The following is a 19,440-nucleotide window of genomic DNA, read 5'->3' on the forward strand; positions in this document are numbered from 1 at the left end:
CGGTGCCAGGTCCTATGAGGAGGTTATCGTGCTGTGAAGCTCACTGGACGGTACCGGACTCCCAGCGCGACACCTGTGTCACTGTTCCCTAGCGCAGCCCATATCGGCACAGTACGACGAGTGCACCTGTCCGTACTGGACCTTGTGGGTTAGGGTTGGGCCCTTTCGAGGATCTGCCTCACATACCCATCCAGAAGTGCGGCGAGTTCGTCGTCCGAGAGGATGTCCAAAACAACATGCGAGCGGGCAGCCAATACCCGGGGGATCAGCCCCCTCATCAGTTCAGTTCGAAGTATGGGCAAGAGCCCGTTCGCTTCAGCCCGCCATACTGCATCCCGGGCTGCCCTTGCTGCTTTTCGGCTTCCCGAAAGCCCAGACCGTTCCATAATCTGCACAAACTCGTCCTCGCCCAATGGAGAACAACCACCGGGGGCCGCGTTCAAGTCCGGCCCGAGAGCCCACGCCCTCCACCAGAGGCGACGGAGTGCGTTTCGGGGTACGCCTATAAGTCGACTCTCGGCTCTCTGAGGGAAACGCCACGGTGAGAGCTCGGGAACCAAGACCAGTGTCAGGAAACTCCAGACACCTTCGACGGCCGCGTCTCCGGGGACAATTCCGAGCTCCTTATATAGGTAGGTGCCCAAGGTGCGGTCGAGATTCTGTTGGGATCGTTGATCGAGCTTTGATGGAAAGCCGAACCCGGACGCGATCTCTCGGAGTCCGACTTGGATCCGTTGTAGCTCCTGTTGTGGAACAGGGATTCCACCGACAGCCGCAGGGGCCGCAGACGGATGGCTGAGGGCACCGTAGCCCACCAATTCAGTGAGACCTTTGTCGGCCAGCTCGGCGATGATTCTGTGCGCGACGTCGCGCGGCAATCGGGGATAGATGTAAATACTCATGAGAGTTTTCCTCTGGTGCTTTGCACGTGGGCCTCAAACTTGGACGGTTCACTGTCCCAGAGTTTCCGGAGTATGTGCGGATCCGAGATTTGTGGCCACAGCTGCAGCAGGAGACATCGGAGAACGGCGGCCACTGAGGGGTCCTCATGGTCGGGTTCCCGGTCCAGAACGGCATCTGACTGCACTGCCAGGACGGCCATCTGGCGGGTCACATCAATGTCCAGCAAATGCTGCAGCTCCTTGTTTTCCGGGGAGTGCAGTCCTTGCAGGAGACGTTTAATTGCCGGCTGTGACGTGTTCATGGACAGACGCACGGCACTCGCGAAGGAGGCTTCCGGGTCGGACAGGTCGGCATCCAGCTGCCAAAGGGCATCGGGAGTGTCCGGGCGTGTTCGCCGGAAATCTTCTGCATCCGTTGGGAACTGTGCCCCGATCCCCTGGAGATAGACATGTGCCGAGTGTTTCCAGAGGATGCTTCCCCGCTGGTGCGGGGCCAAAGGATCCAAAGGGACGGAGGCATCTACGAGGATGAAGGTGGTAAGGGTTAGGCGTCCGCCTAACTCGGTGCCGGGAACATCAAGGTGGAGTGGCACGGGAACATTCGCATCTGCAGGGGCTGCTGCATCCAAGAGCAGGATGTCGGCTTTGGTGGAATCAGATTTGGCTTTGACGACCACCCGGAACTGACTTCCTTCCCCCAACCGGCACTGAGCGAGGATAAGCGGACGGTCTATCGTGACCTGAGCTTGAAGGCTTAGCACAGTCTGGTAATCCCACGAGTCCATCTCTTCCGGAAGCGCTTCGCCGGAACCGTTTCTGGAGAAGAACCACCCTGAATGAACTACGGAATTCGGGTCCGGAGTGTAGAAAGGCGATACGGAGATTTTCATGCAGTACTGCTTTCCACATCCGTTGAAACATCCCAGAGAACACTGGATGCTGATGAACGTTTCGCGCAGATGACTGCGTGTACAGGCTCGTCACCGAAGACTTTGAACTCTGAACGGTGTCCCTCCAAGGTCTCACGGTTGCCCTCGAACTCGGCGGAGACCAGTTCCAGCTGCGGATCCAGCGTGGCGTCACTCGTAGCACCGTCCAGCGCAACCCCCACAGAAACAGTGACGACAGTAACGTCGGCACCTTTAGGCGGTGTCACGAGGCAGCGCAGATAAGAGGCGGTTTGGTTGCCGAGCATTCGGGGACCGGCGTCAAGTAGCTCGATGGACGCCCGCTTCGGGCCTCTCTTGCCTGCGCCGCCACCGCCGGGCGCCCCCGGCCGTCCCTTGCCCTGCCCGGAGGTTCCGATCAAGTGGGAGAGTGCGTTAGCCACCGAGGCTGTACTAGTCGATTCAGCAGCTGCTGCCGGCTTTGGCTTGCCCCACTGCGTCAGGACTGCCTGGTCGATTTCACGGAGGGCTTTGAGCACACGCAACCGCTGGTCGCGGAGAGTGACGAGGTTCGGTTGCCATGAATCATGCGTTGGCGGTTCGGCATGAGCAAATGCGTCGTCCAGGGCATCTTCAGCGCGAAAAACACCGGCCCATTCGATACCTTCTTTGGCCGGCGGACCTTCCCGATACTCAACCACGAGTTCCGGGGAACGTAGCAGCACGGTGTGGTTGCAGGCCCGGTTCGTGAACGGTGAGGCCGGAGGCGGACTGTCAGGATCAACCGGCTTGTGCCCGTCATCGATAGCCACGGGTGTGCTGAAAGGGGGAGTCGGAAACGGAACTGTTGCCAGCCTCCCAAGCCGCTCTTTGTTGCGCTTAATCTCATGGAGCCGAACAACTGCTGTTGGTTCACCACCGTCTCCCCTGAGAGCTGAGTAAGCCGCAACGAAGTGGTTTAGGGGCGGTCTTGAATTCGGTTTCGGAATGGAGATTTCTGAACCGTCGAGGGTTGTTCGGATATCCATGGCCCTATCGTCGCCAACTAGCTTGGGCCAGAGATGCCACAAGACCGACTCGGCAATAAAGGTCATGCCCTGTTGGACGGTTCTGTGTCCGAAGTCAGGATCGAGGATCAGGATGTTCGTTCCCAGCGAGCCTTCATCGATATCCGGCATACCAAGCCGGGCGGCCAGCGTGTCTGCCTCAATGCCCTCCAACGGGACGGGTTCCCTCGAATCATCTTTGCCCCACCAATGGCGCCCTGTATGGAGGATCCCGCCAAGCGCGAACTGACTACCTATACTGCAGGCGATCAACCGGCTCACGGGAGCACCGTTATGCATAGCCCGGCTATGAACAACTATGGTGTGGGGGCGCGAAGCGATGTAGGCAATGGTCTTGCCGAAGCCGTAGGTACCTCCGGTCATGCCGTCGGTGTTGGCCTTGCCCACATTGAGGATGAAGTCGACCCAGTCATAGTTTCCATCCGTCGACTCCAGATGCCCCTGGACTGGTCCTCCAAGTCCCTTCGTATTGCGGTCGGACACATATAGGCCCACTAGGTCCGTACGTTGAAGGGAGTGCGCGAGGGTTGGATCGGGAAGTTTGGAGGCGTTGTGGAAAACGGATTCACGAAGGCAAGTGACAACGCTCGCCGCCAAGGTCTCGGCAGCGATGTTGAAGACCACCGGTGCTCCACTTCCATCACGGGCGTCCCAACTGTTTTGTGCTGTTTCCCTCACCAAGACGGCCAGAGGGTCGAGATTGGGGCGGCCGAGTAGTTTTGCGAACCCGTCAGCCGCCAACCCTCCGCTGGGGGAAAACCGCTCGGGAATCCAATCAAGAATCACTGTCTGCAAATCCCTCAATTAGGGCGAGCGTTTCAACTTGTTCCAAGGGTGTGGGTGGCTCGTTGGTTACATCAATGACGTAGGTTATTGAAACCACTCCCGGCGGAAGCTCAGATTGCTCGAATGAAGGCGGAATCACCCTTGGAAAATGTTCTTGTTTAACGTCGTATAGTCGCTGCTCTTTCAAAGCGAACCTTGAGTTCAGATATGCCTCTCTATGCGAGTCGAAATAACCCGCCCTGCGAAGTTTTCGTTCGAAGAGAGACGATTCCACCCCGAGGTTGAGAATCGTATCGACCATACTGGGCAGCGAATCCCCCGTCGAGGAATGCTCATACCGGGTATAGGCCAGGAACAACCTGCCGGTGTCGTTGTTTGGCGCTTCGAGTTGCTGGAGGCTGCTGATGCCGATCCGGCGTCCTTCCCGGGCAAGGGACGCTTTCACCTCTATGGCAGTATCATCGGCACAAAAATCATGCTGTGACTTATCGGGTCCGTGCCAGTGGGACAGAGCTTGATGGTCTCCTGCGCGAACCAGTCTTTCCAGCAGTTGGAGTTCAGCAAGCAGACCTATCTGCTCAGAAACGTTTAGTTCCGGTCCCGTGGCTGCAGCGAAGAGGGCTTTCCACTCATGGAATGCGTGTGTCACGTCATGTGCAGGAGACTCCGATTCACGAAGCACCTCCAAGAGTTCGCGTGCGAATTGCGTAAAAACAGTATCCAGCCTTCGCACGGTGCAGAACGCACTTAGGTAATCCCGTGACTGAAATTTCACCCTGCTCAAGCGAACCGCCGCCCCGTCAGCCTGGTCGCTCACAGCCTCGCCGGGAAGCAAGGGGATGAGCAGATGACGATCCGACTTCGAGTCGAGCGCTGCCAAAACGTCGCCCGCCTCAACGCTGACGCCGATCGGGTTCGCCTGTGTAATCCCCTGCGTTCCCGTTCCCTCTGCGGAGTTGACCATCCACACTGACAGAAGGTCTGGATATTCGGTCATCCCAGAGCCACCTTGTCGTGAGAGCCTTCAGCATCCACGTAGGTGCTCAGGCTGTCGTCGGCTTCGTCAGTATTGAGCATGGACACATCCACCTGAATCGCGTTCTTCGGCTCCGATCCCGCGGCAGCGGCGGGGAAGGAGAACGCCACACCCACCACATGCTCCGCGGCGTTCAGCTCCTTGCGGCTCTTGAGATGGGGTTGGGGAGCAGAGTCCTTATCAATGGGGTAGATCACCAGGAGCGGACGTCCCTCAGCATTGCGGACTTCCTGTAGCTGAGCATCGCTTGCAACCTTCGCCTGGCTGGCTGTCCACCCCAGATCGAGTACACGATCAACCCGTGACATCAGCGTGCCAATGTTGGCTGTGTCCGGTTCGCTACTGTTGAGCTGTGAACGGGTGATCAGATTCACGTTTTGCTCGAGGCCAAGGTCGAGTGTTTTCGCAGACCCGTCGCTTTGACCGGATTTCGAAACCACTGCAATGTTCCATTCACGGAGCGCCCCGAACTCCAGTTGTGTTTTTACATAGTCGGAGAGCATACCTTCGGACATCTCAGACTTGTCATTAAAATGGTAGTGATCCAGGAAGCTCAATATCGATTCGGCGGGAACCCCCTTGAAAACATCCCCCTGACCGTATACCCCCTTATCAAGAGCCTCATTTTTGGCGGCAGATAGAAGCTCCTTCGTTGCTTCAATGTTTCCCACCAGAATCTCGGAATTGGTCCGGTCGAAATATGTTGTTTGTGGGTGGGTTTCACTGAAGGAGGCTGACGCCTTTATCGCAAACTGCATCTTCAGGGGAGATGTCACCTGCATTCGCGGATGAGTCTGAATGCGCACGGCCACATCACGTGGCGACGCAGCTCCACCCTCGTAGCGCTTGATCTCTGATCGAAGGTCGCTTTCAATCTCTGCCAAGAACTGGAAATCATCCTTAAGCTTGCGGGTAGTCCAGACCCGGGGAAGATCCTCGTAACCACGCCGATACCCGAACCAGCGTCCCATCTGCAGTGCGGAATCATAGGCACCCGCTGTCCTCAGGAAAAACGAGGACACAAGGCCTTCCAAGGTTAGGCCCCGGGAAAGTGTGTTGCCGCCCACGGCAATGACCGTCGCCGGGTCCGCGGCATAAATGAGGCGCTCGGGCGAGGCGCTGTTGTCTGCGACCACCTTCGTGTCAGTGAGTACGTCGGGTAGCAGTCCCAGTAACTCTTCGAATGACGGCGCTACCAGGTTGTGGCGGGCAGCCGGTTCCCGTTGTACTTCGGATTCCCACTGGTTCTGCCACTTCGACGTGTCGCCGCTTTGGAGTTCTTTCTGCAGGTCTTTCACATGTTTCCGGATAACGGGCACCAAAGTGTTCTGAGGGTCGACCCTCATGGTGGTGTGGATCAGCATGCTGGAGTGCTTGGCCTCTCCGTTTCTAAACCGGCGCGCAGCCGTAGCCAGCAGGAACCAGCGGATGGCGTCGGACAGGCTGGGGGTCACTTTGGGGGAGTAGGGGCTCTTAGAGCTGGATTTGTATGCTTCCGCTTCGGCGTCAGGCACGAACCGGATCATGTCGTGGCCCTGGTCCTCGGAGCTCTCTTCCGGCTCAGCCACGGCGGCTCCGAAGAGTTCTTCGGAGCCGAAGTATCCGGCCGGCTTGGGGAGGGAATAGATGAAGTCCCGCGGATAAATGTTCTGTGGATCTGCGGGATTGGCCAGAACGTTGGCAAACGGCGTGGCGGTATATCCCACGTACGCCACACGGGGCAATCCCAAGAGATCGACGAGCAAGCCGTTAATGGCTGTTTGATCGAGCTCTGCATCTCGTGCGGAGTTCGGACTGGCCTGGTCTGCCTCGTCGTCGATGATGAGCACGGGACACTTGTTGAGACCCCCCTTTTCATGGGCGTCCAAGAGCCAGTCGCGAAGATTTGTGAGCCGCGAAACGTTCTTTTTTACCACTGCCAACAGCCGCAACTGTGACCCGGCAACCAATGGAAGCGCTTTGACCGGATTGCCGAAATCGCCGAATTCATCTGTTAGCTGGACCCAGTCTGCCGGTCTCAAATCGCAAAGCTGACTGTCGAGGCGCAGCTGGGTCTGGCGGCGCAGGGAGTTATGCACGCCGGAAAGGACGATGAACAGTCTGTAGCCTGCATCAGCGGCCTTCGCGATGGTTGCAGTGAAATTGGCAGTTTTACCCGACTGGACATAACCGAGCACCATTCCGCGTGTCCGGATGGTTTCGCTGTGCGGGTCGGCCAGTAGGGACACGACATCTGTGGAGGTCTTGTCGAGGGACGGAACGGCATTGGCCCAACCCGGGTCGGCTTGCAGTTTTGCCTTGAGGCTCGGCCAGAAGACATCATGGGGTTGGGGGCCGGCATACCATGGCTCTGTTTCCGATTCCTCATCGAAAACGGTGACGCCGTGAGCGTCCGCGAGTCTTTGCTTGATGATCAGGTCGCGTTCGGTAAGGACGTCCTCGACCAACCCGTCATTGTTGAGCATAATACGCAAAGTATTTATGGCAGCGTCTTTGGAAACACTGGTTTTCATCAGAACTTCGAGAGTTTCAAGCGCCGCGAGTCCTTGGGCGTTTAGGGCCATTTTTTATCCTTGAACTTGATACGGGAGTAAGTAACCGGGAGGTGACGCGTCACCAAGGACTAAAGAGGGTAAATCCCCGTTCGTTGGCATTGGCAACCAGCTGGATGAGCCTGGCAGCCTGCCGTTCTGAAGGGACTCCGGACTTTCGTCCTGTCATAAGTCCCAGGATGCTCATATCGGTAGGGGAAGCGACCCTGTTCATGCCGGCAAACCCTTCCAGCGCCTTCCAATGCTCTGTGGGGATCTCATAGAGCCGGGTTTGCAGGCCGATTCCATTGTCTACCTTTTGGTTCGCCTTGGCAGCTTTGCCGCGGGCAGCGACGGTGGCGGCGTCAACCAAAGCCGAGAGGAAATCAGCGGGCAATGTGTAGTGCATGGCCTTGACGGTGTCCCAGCACTGCGCCTTTTTGGCCCACTCCGTGACGTTCGTTGTGCTCCGATGTTCACTGGTGAGGACCTCCTGGACAAGGCGTCCCACCTGGTTGGCGACGACCAGCACGGACTCCGGGACGGCTTGTGCGGACCACACGGCATCAAAATCGAAGACCTTGCCTTGTCCCTGCTGCTCTACCAGGCTAGCAATCTTGGCAACCGTGTAGGCGGCAATGTTCGCCAAGTACGCCTTGCGATACCAGTCAGCATTCTTGATGACGTTCCTGACCTCAGCGAAGAGGATGCCTTTGGCCACCGTCTGCTTAAAGTACTGTTCGTTGAACTGGTCTGGATCCTTATCCCAGCTCTTAGCCACGATATCGGCAAAGGCAACGAAGTTTTTCTGTGCTCCCGCGCTCACGGTGTGGGGGCGCTGGTCCCACGACATAAGGTATTTGGCCAATGCCGGTTTATCGAACTTTTGTGACTTCGGATTCAGATTTTCGAAACGGACGGCCTCAGAGCGTGAAAGCTTGCTGCGTTCATTTTCATATTGCCCGCGAGTACGTTCGTAGTACCAATGGGTGCTGTGGACGGCACCGGAACGGGACGGGACAAGGACCTTGCGCGAGAGCTCAGCTAGGCGGACGTGGTAAGGACTGTTGGAGAAGAAATCGGCAGAGCTGACTGCGTTCTGGCTGTTAGCAAACCGGGAGATATTCGGTATAAGTTCGGCGGCGAGCTCAGGTGCGACGACTACTAGCTTCATTTGTACAAAAACGCCGTCCAAAACTACATCGGATTTCGTTTCCCTCTGCACGAAGAATAGTGACGCCGTGGTTTGGCCACCGTTTACTATTTGTAGATCCTCGATCGAAGTAAGCGCGCTTCCATCCTCAGAGGTTGTAACACTCGTTGCTGTCGCAGTTACTCCGTTGTTAAACGCCATGAAGTTCTGCGGAGCGGAATGGATCGTCGCGCGGATGCCCTTGTTGATCTTTCCTCTATTGCTGAGGTAGGACCTTACGTTGCTTTCAAGCAGTCGGCTTCCATGCTTCCCATACAGTGAGGACAGGACTCGGCCGGGGACAGAGGCCAGATAAGTCGCAAACTCGGGCGTGGATTCCACGCGAAGCGCAGGAATTCCTTGGCTGGCCCACTCGGTGAGGTCGATCTGAAGAGGCTCATGGCCGCTTTGGGATTGGTGGAGCTGGTGGAAACGCTCCACATCCCAAAGATGGAAGTCCACCGGAATCCCGTGGACGTCTTCAGAGGGCAGGGACCGCAGACGATCACTCAACCTGGCGTCCGTCATGAGATAGAGACGGTAACGTGAAACGTTCCTGCCTCTGCTCCGCAGATCCCATGCGAGCTGGTATGCCGGTGAACTTTGCTCCCGCCCCTGCGTGAAGCTCCCGTCGAGTGCATCCAGCAGGAAGTAGTGAAGGGCCCTGAGGGCCGCTTTTGCATCGGGCGCGGAGAGCGTTTGAATGGTCTCCGTCCCGTAATGGACGCTTGCGACGATGGCAATACTGTTATCTGCGTTCTCGAGGTCGTAGCCGTTGACCTTGAGTTTCCGCTGATTGGTACCCGAGCCCTCGAAGTCCAAAACTTCGATGTCATCGAACTCGCCTGCTTCGGTAAGTATTTCTCCGCAGTGCCTAGTAAAGGCGGTAGCGACGAATTCGCCCTCGGCGTTAGCCAAGGCGCCGACAGCAGCGGCCTGCTGCTGGTAGTAGCTCTCAATATCCATTTGTCCCCATTTGTCTGATGATGATCCTGAAGGATCGTTGTGCTGCTGCTAAGCGAGTTGTTCGTAATCCGAGACCCAATAACGCTGGGCTACGCGGTTTAGTAAGTACTTGGCGCGGCCGTTGCGCCCGCGCGGGTCATAGTCGGTTTTCGGCAAGGCAACCTTGAGAGCCATAAACGGAAGATGTTGTTTCTGCGCCTCTTCAAGGAAGCGCATCGATTCAACAGCGTCCTTTGGTAGCTCGGCCAAATCTTCTACCTCAATGGTTCGATTCTGCTCTTGACCGCCTGCGCTGATATACACCGGGTAAATCAAGAGCTGAGGTTTACTGAGGTGGCCGTAAAACGCGGTTTCAGGAATCGATTTTTTTGCGTCTTGGCCGAGCTCCTTGAGAGCATCCATGTATCTCCCGGAAGCTTGCTGCTCGATCTCTTGGTCGAGGAGTTTCTGCAAATCGTCAGGTCCCGCCAGGCGGCCCCGCTTACCACTGACCCAGAGCGAGGATCCTCTCGACGTTCCATCCTTAGAAAACAATGGACGAAGGAGCATCTGTCGTTCGACGGGGTAACACCCGCTGAGCGGGCCGAGGGTTAACGGAGCGTTTCGTTTCACCGAGCCATTGACAACTATGATGTCCCACTCTTGGAAAAGTTCACCTTCGCTGCTTCGCACCATGCGTTCCAAGCTTGCACCGTTGAATAGGATGTCGTCCGGTGCTGCCGAAAAGCGGAGGAGTGCGTCGGCGATCATATCCTTGGGAACGGAGCGAACCCGCGCATACCCCCGCCTGGTCGTGTCGACGGTGCAGTCGTTTCCCACCGCGTCGCTCAGCAGCTTGACTATGGAAGTGTGGTTTTCCCTCTGGAGTTCAACACTTGTGGAGAGTTTCGTGGTTTCCAAGTTGCGTCCCAGCAGGTTGATTTCCTTTGGGGCGGACATGGCGTGCCTTGACTTGTTCCTTGCGGTGATCAGGAGTGATTGGGGGTGCTGTTGCACGGCGAGGCCGAAGTCACGGGGGATCATTTTACTTCGGCGCATATAGGCGAGATCCACGCGGAGCTCTTCCACCGCTGTAGCGATGAACCTGTAGTCTCCAGCTGTACTTTCGCTGATCCAAAGCTTGCAAATGTCCTGGTACCCATCCCGGTACCCGAACCATCGCGCCATCTGCATCATAGTGTCGGCAGCGGCAACATTCCGGTGGAAATAACTGACCACGAGTCCGTCCAAGGTCAGGCCCCGGCTGAGCAGGTCACCACCGATGGCAATCTGCCTCTCCGGCACTTCATCATCGAACTCGGTGTGATCGATCCCTGGTGCGGAGTTGTACACCTTGACGCGGACTTCTGCGACTGAAACCGGCAGTGCGGACAAAACACTTTCCCAAGAGGTGCCGTTCGCGCTGTATTGGCGCGTGAATGTTCCCTTCAGCTGATCCAGCAGCGGATGCGTCCGCCCTGCAGCATAAGCTGCAGCATGCAGTTGAATGGCTGTTTTGTACTGAAAGAGCGCTTCGCGCAGTGCGTCTGCCACGTGGTTTTGGACATCGGTGAAGCGCGATACGTTCACCAGCATGGAACGTTTTGCGGGTGCTTTCAGCCGATGGTCCAAGATGGCGTTGGCCAGTAGGAAAGTGCGGAGCGCTTCCTCAAGGCTCGAAGGCAGGCCCTCGGGGCGTTGAAGTTTCTTGTGTTTCAAGGGAAGCCAGCGAACAGCGTCTTGGAGTTTCTGGACCTGGGTTCCGGGTTCATCCGGCGCCCGCCCGAATACCGCCCGGACGCCGACGTAGTTACTGGGAGCATCGAGGGGGTAAATGAAATCTTCGGGAAACAGGTCGGGCAGTTCCTGGCCATCCTCGGTGAGGCAAGCCGTTGCCTCATCATCGATGAAGATGTTGGCAAAGGGCGTCGCGGTAATAGCCAGGTAAGAGGACCGGGTAAACAGGTTCAGAAGCCGCCTGATTGCTGCGTTTATTGCAGTGGGATCGTCGCTTTCGTCGTTGGTGTTGACCGATGCGTAGTCGGATTCGTCATCAATCAGCAACAAGGGTAAATCGATCCTCTGGTGGCTGCCGGCTTTTGCCTGGGCCCATCCTTGCACTGCCTTGAGGACGTGCGTGTTCTTCTTGACCACAAACACCAACGGCGGGGAGGTAGGCGTAGGCAGGGCTACGTCGCCGGCCGTTCGGCTGACCTGAAGGTAATCCATCAGGGTCGTGGTGAGGGATGTGGCATCTGCGATCTCCCGATCCACGTTGCCAATACCAATATGCACGTCTCGGGGAACGCGTGCTCCGTTATGCATCCCGGTGAGTGTCGTGTCCCTGCCGATGAACCCCTCGTCGATCCGGGAATGGGTTTGCTGACGGAGGTATTCGGTGTTCCCGGAGAGGATGACGATAACGCGATATCCTGCGTCGGCTGCCTTGTTCATCAGGGCAAGATAGTTCTGGGTTTTCCCCGACTGTACGTCGCCAATAACTAGGCCTCGGCGATTCCAGAAGCCGGTCATTCTCGGGTCCCCGGCAAGGTCGAGGATTTCGTCGCTGAAGTGATCTAGTCTGTCGAGAACTGCGCCCGAACGCCCGGCGTCGGAAAGCATATGCCGGTAGGCGAACCACCTTCGCCATACGATGTCAGCCTTGCTCTTCTGCAACCACGGTATGTGATCATCCTTGACGAGCGGACCACCCTCGCTCGAGGAACCGGTGGCGGTCAGCTTTTGTACCCAGTGCTCCACCAACTCGTCCATTTGCGATTCGGTTGAACCCGTCGGAAGCCGCGTACGTGCACGATCGAAAGACAATCGAATCTCATCTGCGGTGAGGTCCGGACGGTATTCATCGGTGTCGGAGTCTTTGAGGAGGGACAGTGCGGTAGCCTCGACCGAAGAGACTGGAAATAGGAATGCGTCCGTCATTCTAGAACTCCGTCCCGTAAGCAGTTTCACGCAAGGCCGCCTCGGCGCGGGGGTGCTTGTCGAACGGTTCCGAGGTGAGCATGGCTTTGACAAAGGCTTCCGGGGCGAGCGTGGTCTGAAGCTGTCCCCAGAGCGCCCTTGCCAAATCCCTAAGGTCTTGGTCCTGCACCTCCGCGCCGGAGTGGGACAGGTCCTGCCCCATCTTGTTGTAAACATCCTCGATGGGAAACGTTCGCTCCATGAGACTCAGAACGGTTTCCAGGGCCGCGGACTCATGACGATCGAACGTGCTGCTGAGCGCGATCAGTGCAGGGTGATTTCTGTTGACCTCGTAACGGAACGACTCAGCGTCGGAGACGGCATTCCAGATATGTGTGATGGGACTGCGCTCTGTTCGCCCGCGATAGGTGTGCGCACGCTGGCTTGGACCCACAATTGTGGCTGCAACGGCACGAAGCCGGTCCCTGATAACGGGTGGAGGTACGGCTTGGGCCTTCTTGATGTCCAGAGACCATAGATGGTCCAGGGAATTCGGAACATCCACTTGCACCCGTGCCAGCTTGCCTAATTCCTGTTTCGGAGCCACGCGGAACCACGTTCCCCAGATGACAAGGCGCATGGCACGGTAAATATAGAAACCCTGGCTGTCGCGCAATGAGCCGTTTACATGGGCCTTCCTACGGTCCGACGGCGACATCATGTTCAGGTGCGGAAGAGTATAGGGACGCAGTTCAATAGTGCCTTGGTCCAAAGATATGCGTTCCAGCGGGCCGATTTGGGTGGCCTTGTGATCCTTGAGCAGGGGATCAGTCGCAGGGACGGACGTAAAGTTCAGACGGATATCGAGCGGCCGTCCGTGCTCGCCTGCCAGGAACCTGTGGAAAACAAGTCCCAAGTGAGAGGCCGCTCGCATCATGGCCTCGTCCATTGAAGCAATCGAGTTACCACTGGTGTTTTCAAGCTGGTCCAGATCCTGCCAAAGGATCATCGTTCCGTGATCCAGGGCTTCGAGCGCTGCGTACTCAGGGAGGGCTTGGTACTCTTCCGGTGCAAGTCGCAGGAGGCTCCAGCTGGAGGAGCTGCTGAGGTAGTCCAAGTCCCACCTGAAAGCGTGCACCTCGCGGCGCTGTTTCGTCACCAGAGTAAGCTTGCGGCACTGGGAAATGGATGCGGTCTTGAGTCCGAGACCGAATCGTCCAAGATCGTGGCTCGCACGCAGGTTTCGTGAGTCATTTCCTGCCAAGCGCATCGCATCCTGTGCCTCCAGCTCGGTCATGCCCAAGCCGTCGTCGATGATGGCTACGTAGGGCTCACCGGCCGCGGAAAACCGAATGTCCACCGTTTCTGCGCCGGCTGTGATCGAGTTGTCTACGAGGTCAGCCAACGCGGTTTCCAAGTTGTAGCCAACGGCTCTCATGGATTCCATGAGATGCGGTCCAGGCAGCAGTGTGATCGCGTCCGTCAAGGGTCCCCCAGAGCTAAAATGCGATTAGTACTTCTGAAGATCAGAGTATCGCCACGCGGTGACATTCCTGTTAATGCGACACAGCAGCCTGAACGCATGGACCCAGATAGCAACTCTTCTCAGTTCTCAGCGAACCCCCAGGACTTCTGCAATCCTGCTTGCGATCTTTCTGGCCAGCAGGGGAGGAACTGCATTCCCCACCTGTGTGTATTGCTGCGTGCGGTTTCCTAGGAAGACGTAGTTGTCGGGGAAGGTCTGCAGCCGCGCAGCCTCGCGCACGGTAAGGCTTCTCATCTGTTCATGGTCCGGGTGAATGTAGTAGTGCCCGTCCTTGGCGATGTGGGACACGACGGTGGACGAGGGCCTTCCCCACGCCTGGACGCGGAACCGATCCTCGAACGGGACGACTACGTTGTTGATGTTGTTGTGCTTTGGCCAATGGGCAGCCGGCAGACTGCGGACCTTGGGGCTTTGACCATCGGCTGTAACGAGTGCAGCCAGCAAGTAATACCGAACCAAGTCTTCGAGCATGTGTCCCCGGGCTTCGTGGTTCCAAGTGACGGGGGCCGCATCTTCACGGAGCCACTTTTGAAGTTCACCGGCTGCTGAGTCCTCGGCGAAAGGTTCTGCGGGTCGGACGGCCGTCGACCTGGTGCCGAGCTCATAAAGTCTGGGAGCAGCCGCCTGTTCCTTTCCGGGAAGCGCCCGTAGGGACTTGTGCGCCTGCTGGCGGATCCTTGCCCAGTCTTCCCAAGTGGCCTGCGGCTGACGGGAAATGCCGGAACGCAAGTGAGGCAGGCTCCAGATGGCGTCCTGAACGGTAACCGCCTCACGGGGTTCAAGTACTTTTGGTGCCGGAAGCTGGGCATCCCGGCGCAGGCCCACAATGATGACACGGTGGCGCTTCTGGGGGATTCCGAACTGCTCTGACTTGATGATGAAGTCTGTGGGCTTGAGTTCGCCCGTGTCGCTGCTGACCACCATCGAGTGAAGGTCGTACCCCGGCCCACGCAGATCCTGCTCGATCAGTTCGAAAATCTTGCCGTCGCCGCTCTTGGAAGAGAGCATGCCCTTCACGTTTTCCATAACGAATACCGCAGGGCGGAACTCAGTGATGATGTGCAGGTATTCCTTGTAGAGGAAGTGCTTGTGGTCGTCCTTGAACGTTGCGTCGTGCTTTCGCCGGGAGCGTCCGGCCATGGAGTAGGCCTGGCACGGCGGCCCGCCAATGAGGACCCATTCGGAGGCGTCCTTCAGAGATTCGCGGATCAACGCGTCGGACTCTGGACGGCTGTCTTCACTCAGGGTGAACTGTCGGACTTCGTCTTCTGCGTGCGCGAAAGCTGCGGCCACCTCCGGCGCCACACGCATTTCGTCGTAGGTCACGTCCTTGGCAAGGAACCGTTTGTAGATCTCAGGTTGACCTTCAGGCAAATCGAGAAGGAACCGGTGAGCTGCGCGTAGGGTCAGAGTCTTGACCGCCGACGTCTCCATCTCGATCGACAGAACTGTTTTGAAGACCCGGTTGCCGTCCTGATCGCGGATGCTGGAGAAGCCTTCGTTCAGGCCGCCAGGGCCAGCAAAGATGTCAACGACGGGGATCACGGTTTCCTCCAAAATGAGTATGGCTCTCCAGGTTACCAGGCAGGTACGAGGGGCCTAGTAATCTTACCGGGCTCTGCGCATTCGTCTGTGCCCAGTCAACCAGGCCGCACTGACAGTCCGGTCACCGCGGCTCGGCTCTAAACGGAGCCCAGGACCCACGCCCGATGCTAGGTCAGCTCCCAACCGCCGACCTAGGCAACGGGTCCGGATCACCAACCATCGTCACCGAGCTCACGACAACCCGGCATAGACTTGCTGAACTGGAAAAGGCCGTGGAAGACGGGTTCCCGTACCTGCCATCCGGTTCGCAGATCATCCTGGACCGGGTGGCACAGCAGACCGTGCTGGCCAACATCCGGGACCAGCTCCGGGTCAACCGGAAACAGCTGGTGGCCGAGGTTCGGTCCTACGGCGAGCATCTGCTGGAGGACTATCTCCGGGAATCGGGACGGGACCTGCCCGATGTGTACCGCAAAACGGGGGATTCCTGGACCTCTCTGATCCGGGAAGCCGGGTTGGTGGACATCAGCCAGGCGCACGATGTCGTACTGGCCTCCCAGCTCAATGAGACCTCGGAGCTGGAAGAGGACCTGCTGCGCCGGATGACAGCGATGCTCTGCGTCGATGATCCGGAACGGGCGGAGACATACACGAAACTGGTCTCGGAGGATGCACCCCCCTATGCGGAGCTGAGCGACAGGGAGCAGATCCTGGCCCGGATGCTCTTCTTTGCATTGTGGCCGAATGGGGGAGGGCACACATCGTACGACGCCGGGCTCCAGTTCCTGCGCAGCTATCCGTTGGTCTGTGCGGAGATCCGGCAGTTGGCAGCCCTGGGCGTTCAGCGTTCCGGATATGCGCCCAAGGGGCTTGGTCTGGGGATGCAGCAGGTTCCGTTGTATTCGCACACAACATACCGGCGGGAGGAAGTCCTTGCTGCCCTGGGGTACTTCGGGCTGGGTGGCAAGACGAGCCACCGGGAAGGCGTTGCCTGGTGCGAGGAAACGAAGACCGATGCGTTCTTCGTGACGCTGGAGAAGGACGAAAAAGAACGAGCGGCGTCCATCATGTACAAGGACTACGCGATGAGTCCTGAGGTGTTTCACTGGGAGTCCCAGAACACGACGTCTCCGGAGAGCGTGACCGGCCAGCGGTACATCAACCACAAGGCTCTGGGATCGAAGGTTCTGCTCTTCACCCGGCCTCGACAGCGGGATGAGAACGGGATGACGATGCCGTACACCTGCCTTGGGCAGCTGGACTACATGTCGCACTCAGGGTCGAAGCCGGTCGGCATTGTGTGGAAACTGCACCGGGCGATGCCTGCGGATGTTTATGTTGAGGCTAGTGCTGTGGCGCATTGAGTCCTTTGGCAACCCATCGGCACAATGGTACTCAGCTCAAGAAGCTCACGCATTCCCGATGGCCGAGTCATTTATCCCTCTGCGCAGCTCGGGCAACTGACGGGTGTGACGTCATGCACCCGAGAACGTAGGTCGGGACAGCGTGAGGGCAGCCCCTGTCCGCCTAAGCAAACCGCTGCACGCAGCCCCACTTGACGCCGGAAGGGAAAAGGCACGGTGCGCCTCTGGCCCAGCGGCACAGGTATTCTTGGAACGTGCTTACCTCAACTGACAGAGACTCGGCTTACCGAGACCTGCTTATCGCCCCCCTCCGTGATTGCGCCGACTACCTACCCAAAATGGGCGGGTCTGAACCTGTAAGCTTCGACTCATTCCAAGTTATCTATGGAAGCGATCCTCTGTACCACTGGGTTGGACTCGATACAGAAATGATGTACGCCGCGCATAAAGCAGCTGGCGGCATGACCTCCATCTACCGTCAGCTGGGGATCGGATGTGAGCGTCTTTTCCGTGAAGTCATAAAAGACACGTTGTCTCTATCTGAGGAGCAAGTGAAGTGGCGGTATCAAGTTCCGATCGACGACACGGACAGGCTCAAGACACTAACGCTTGATGGCAGGATTGAGCTCACGGACGTTGTGGATGACGACCAACGGAACCGAATCAGCGCCTGGATTGATCACCAACGTGCGCGTCTGAATATTACCCAGGAACTAAAGGGAGTCGTTTTTGAAGTCCGTCAGGGGTACAAATCCGCGGACTCAAAACGCCAAAATGGAGATCTCAGCAACAGTGCTCAAGCCTTAGGGCGCGGGTACATAATGGGGTTGGTTCTCATGTCCACGCAGATGAATCGCGCAGTTCGCGCTCGATACGAATTAGCAAATATACCGGTTCTTCTGGGCACCAGCGGAGACGAAGACAACGCCACTAGCACCTTTGCATTCTTTCGGGATGTAATCGGATATGATCTGGGGGACTTCTTTGAGCGTAACTCCGATTCGATGCGCGCAGAGGTAATCCAAATTCTCGAAGAACTATTGTCAGCATGACTTCTGATCTGCAGAATCCACACTTGACATATAAGGCGAATGCTGGCGTTGGGAGGCATGGGTGGCTACGACTCACGCCCGCCTACGGGGTACGTCTTGTCCGAGAAAAAATAAGCCTGCTACCGCCAGGCTCGATTATTACCGACCCGTTTTCCGGTACAGGAACGACACCGCTGGCGGCTATGGAACTAGGGCACTATGGCCAGTCATTGGATGTAAATCCGTTTCTGATTTGGATGGCAAACGCCAAGATGTCTCATTATTCGGAAAACGACATCAGCAACGGGTGGAAGTATCTCGGTATCATTCGAGAAGAAGCAAGCAAGCTCCACGCTGATATGAGTCTTTGGCAGCCCAACATTTTCAAGATTGACCGGTGGTGGTCTGCTGGGAGTTTGCAGGCACTCAAGGCCATTGCGCACGTGATATTTGAATTCTTGCCCGATGATCGCTCCCGTAATTTGCTTCTTATTGGCTTTTGTCGCGCTTTGATCGATGCCAGCAATGCGGCATTCAATCACCAATCAATGTCCTTTAAGGAAAATTCAAAGGATATCACCTCTTTTGAAATTAAAGTTTTTGAGGCCACCCTTGATATTTATGCACAGGAGGCCGGTGAGATACTAAAAAGTGCAAGCCAGGACTTGCCAGGCGTAGGAATAGCCTATGAAGGAGACTCCCGCGAGATGGAGAATCCCCTGAAGCCCGCTGATTTGCTAGTAACGTCTCCACCATATGTCAACAGAATGTCTTATATTCGTGAGCTGCGGCCATATATGTACTGGTTGAAGTACTTGGATGCTGCCTCTGATGCAGGGGACCTGGATTGGAAGGCCATTGGTGGTACTTGGGGATCCGCTACAAGTAAGCTGAACTCTTGGCGACCCAGTGAGACTGGAACTCCTGTTGACGCCTCAATGGATTCCGTTCGCGCACGGATCGCTGCGGATGGCGAGAAGAACGGGCCGCTTTTAAGCAATTACGTGGGTAAGTATTTTCATGACATGTGGAGTCACTTCAATGCGACTTTACAGCACGTCAAACACGGTGGATCTGTTTCTTATATTATCGGAAATTCGACTTTCTATGGTCACGAGGTGCCTGCACATGAATGGTATGCGTCCATGCTGAGCGAAGTGGGGTATGTCGACGTCGAAGTGAAGCCGATCCGAAAGCGTAACTCAAAGAAGGCCTTGTACGAATACGATGTAACAGCCCGAAGGCCACAATAGCGGGGATTTTCTTGCTCTAGAGGAGTTCCTCTTGAGCTGTTGCTCCGCAGCGATTCGGTAGGCGCTATTCTAAAGCGTTCTGGCCGCACGACCATCCACAGAGTTGGAAGACCAATCATGCTTAGGATGTTGACTTTGCATGATTATCCCCGCTTTTTCGGCTCTTCGCGGTTGATGGTGAAACAGGTTCCGTGTCTTGAAAGCTAAAGGGCTCGTAGCCCTGCTGTGATGGATGTTCTCTACGCATTCATCAAGAGTCAGGAGCTACGAGCCTTGATCGAGCCTACTTCCCCGCGCCCCGATGCTGCCACCACCATCTTCAACCTGCCCGACTACCGTGTCACCGGGACCGAGATCCTCGCCTGCGGGCAGCGCCGGATCAGTGTCGAAACCACCACCGAGGCCGGTTGCCCGTCCTGCGGGGTGATCAGCACCC

Annotated in this window: 12 protein-coding genes; 3 read left to right on the top strand and 9 right to left on the bottom strand. The window is 57.0% G+C overall.

Annotated features, from left to right (window positions below):
- Positions 1–149: 149 nt before the first annotated feature.
- The 9 genes from AO716_RS06205 to AO716_RS06245 form a co-directional block, all read right to left on the bottom strand.
- On the bottom strand, positions 150–902 hold the full coding sequence (locus AO716_RS06205) for a hypothetical protein (RefSeq protein WP_055240075.1): 753 nt from the start codon (positions 900–902) through the stop codon (positions 150–152).
- Positions 899–1,579: a hypothetical protein gene (locus AO716_RS06210; protein ID WP_055240076.1), complete on the bottom strand. Its 681-nt coding sequence runs from the start codon at positions 1,577–1,579 to the stop codon at positions 899–901. The genes AO716_RS06205 and AO716_RS06210 overlap by 4 nt, the downstream gene beginning before the upstream one ends.
- A gap of 209 nt (positions 1,580–1,788) precedes the next feature.
- Positions 1,789–3,642, bottom strand: coding sequence for a hypothetical protein (locus AO716_RS06215; protein WP_152969883.1), 1,854 nt, complete (start codon positions 3,640–3,642; stop codon positions 1,789–1,791).
- On the bottom strand, positions 3,632–4,639 hold the full coding sequence (locus tag AO716_RS06220) for a PD-(D/E)XK motif protein (RefSeq protein ID WP_055240078.1): 1,008 nt from the start codon (positions 4,637–4,639) through the stop codon (positions 3,632–3,634). The genes AO716_RS06215 and AO716_RS06220 overlap by 11 nt, the downstream gene beginning before the upstream one ends.
- Positions 4,636–7,242: a Z1 domain-containing protein gene (locus tag AO716_RS06225; RefSeq protein ID WP_055240079.1), complete on the bottom strand. Its 2,607-nt coding sequence runs from the start codon at positions 7,240–7,242 to the stop codon at positions 4,636–4,638. The genes AO716_RS06220 and AO716_RS06225 overlap by 4 nt, the downstream gene beginning before the upstream one ends.
- A 49-nt stretch (positions 7,243–7,291) precedes the next feature.
- Positions 7,292–9,367 (bottom strand): AIPR family protein, encoded by a 2,076-nt coding sequence (locus AO716_RS06230; RefSeq protein ID WP_055240080.1) that lies wholly within the window; start codon positions 9,365–9,367, stop codon positions 7,292–7,294.
- Between the two features lie 48 nt (positions 9,368–9,415).
- The gene (locus AO716_RS06235; protein ID WP_055240081.1) at positions 9,416–12,286 is read right to left on the bottom strand and encodes a Z1 domain-containing protein; all 2,871 of its coding nucleotides are present in this window, start codon (positions 12,284–12,286) and stop codon (positions 9,416–9,418) included.
- 1 nt (position 12,287) lies between these two features.
- A complete protein-coding gene (locus AO716_RS06240) occupies positions 12,288–13,712 on the bottom strand; it encodes an ATP-binding protein (protein WP_160317914.1) in 1,425 nt (474 codons plus the stop codon).
- A gap of 165 nt (positions 13,713–13,877) precedes the next feature.
- Positions 13,878–15,356 carry a DNA cytosine methyltransferase gene (locus tag AO716_RS06245; RefSeq protein WP_082413387.1) on the bottom strand — a complete coding sequence of 493 codons (1,479 nt, stop codon included), beginning with the start codon at positions 15,354–15,356 and terminating at the stop codon, positions 13,878–13,880.
- 164 nt (positions 15,357–15,520) lie between these two features.
- Between AO716_RS06245 and AO716_RS06250 the strand changes: the two genes are divergently transcribed.
- The 3 genes from AO716_RS06250 (at position 15,521) to AO716_RS06260 (ending at position 19,004) form a co-directional block, all read left to right on the top strand.
- Complete coding sequence (locus tag AO716_RS06250; RefSeq protein ID WP_082413369.1) at positions 15,521–16,720, top strand: DUF3427 domain-containing protein; 1,200 nt, start codon at positions 15,521–15,523, stop codon at positions 16,718–16,720.
- Between the two features lie 338 nt (positions 16,721–17,058).
- Positions 17,059–17,772 carry a hypothetical protein gene (locus tag AO716_RS06255; RefSeq protein WP_152969884.1) on the top strand — a complete coding sequence of 238 codons (714 nt, stop codon included), beginning with the start codon at positions 17,059–17,061 and terminating at the stop codon, positions 17,770–17,772.
- Positions 17,769–19,004: a DNA methyltransferase gene (locus AO716_RS06260; protein WP_055240086.1), complete on the top strand. Its 1,236-nt coding sequence runs from the start codon at positions 17,769–17,771 to the stop codon at positions 19,002–19,004. Before AO716_RS06255 ends, AO716_RS06260 begins: the two co-directional genes overlap by 4 nt.
- Positions 19,005–19,440: the final 436 nt, after the last annotated feature.

Origin of the sequence: Arthrobacter sp. Edens01 (assembly GCF_001307035.1) — a bacterium.
GTDB lineage: Bacteria > Actinomycetota > Actinomycetes > Actinomycetales > Micrococcaceae > Arthrobacter_B.

Coding starts and splice junctions, on each gene's coding strand:
- AO716_RS06255 (WP_152969884.1), top strand. CDS start 17,059: ATGGGCGGGTCTGAACCTGTAAGCTTCGACTCATTCCAAGTTATCTAT.
- AO716_RS06260 (WP_055240086.1), top strand. CDS start 17,769: ATGACTTCTGATCTGCAGAATCCACACTTGACATATAAGGCGAATGCT.
- AO716_RS06250 (WP_082413369.1), top strand. CDS start 15,521: ATGCTAGGTCAGCTCCCAACCGCCGACCTAGGCAACGGGTCCGGATCA.
- AO716_RS06230 (WP_055240080.1), bottom strand. CDS start 9,367: ATGGATATTGAGAGCTACTACCAGCAGCAGGCCGCTGCTGTCGGCGCC.
- AO716_RS06220 (WP_055240078.1), bottom strand. CDS start 4,639: ATGACCGAATATCCAGACCTTCTGTCAGTGTGGATGGTCAACTCCGCA.
- AO716_RS06235 (WP_055240081.1), bottom strand. CDS start 12,286: ATGACGGACGCATTCCTATTTCCAGTCTCTTCGGTCGAGGCTACCGCA.
- AO716_RS06205 (WP_055240075.1), bottom strand. CDS start 902: ATGAGTATTTACATCTATCCCCGATTGCCGCGCGACGTCGCGCACAGA.
- AO716_RS06225 (WP_055240079.1), bottom strand. CDS start 7,242: ATGGCCCTAAACGCCCAAGGACTCGCGGCGCTTGAAACTCTCGAAGTT.
- AO716_RS06240 (WP_160317914.1), bottom strand. CDS start 13,712: ATGGAATCCATGAGAGCCGTTGGCTACAACTTGGAAACCGCGTTGGCT.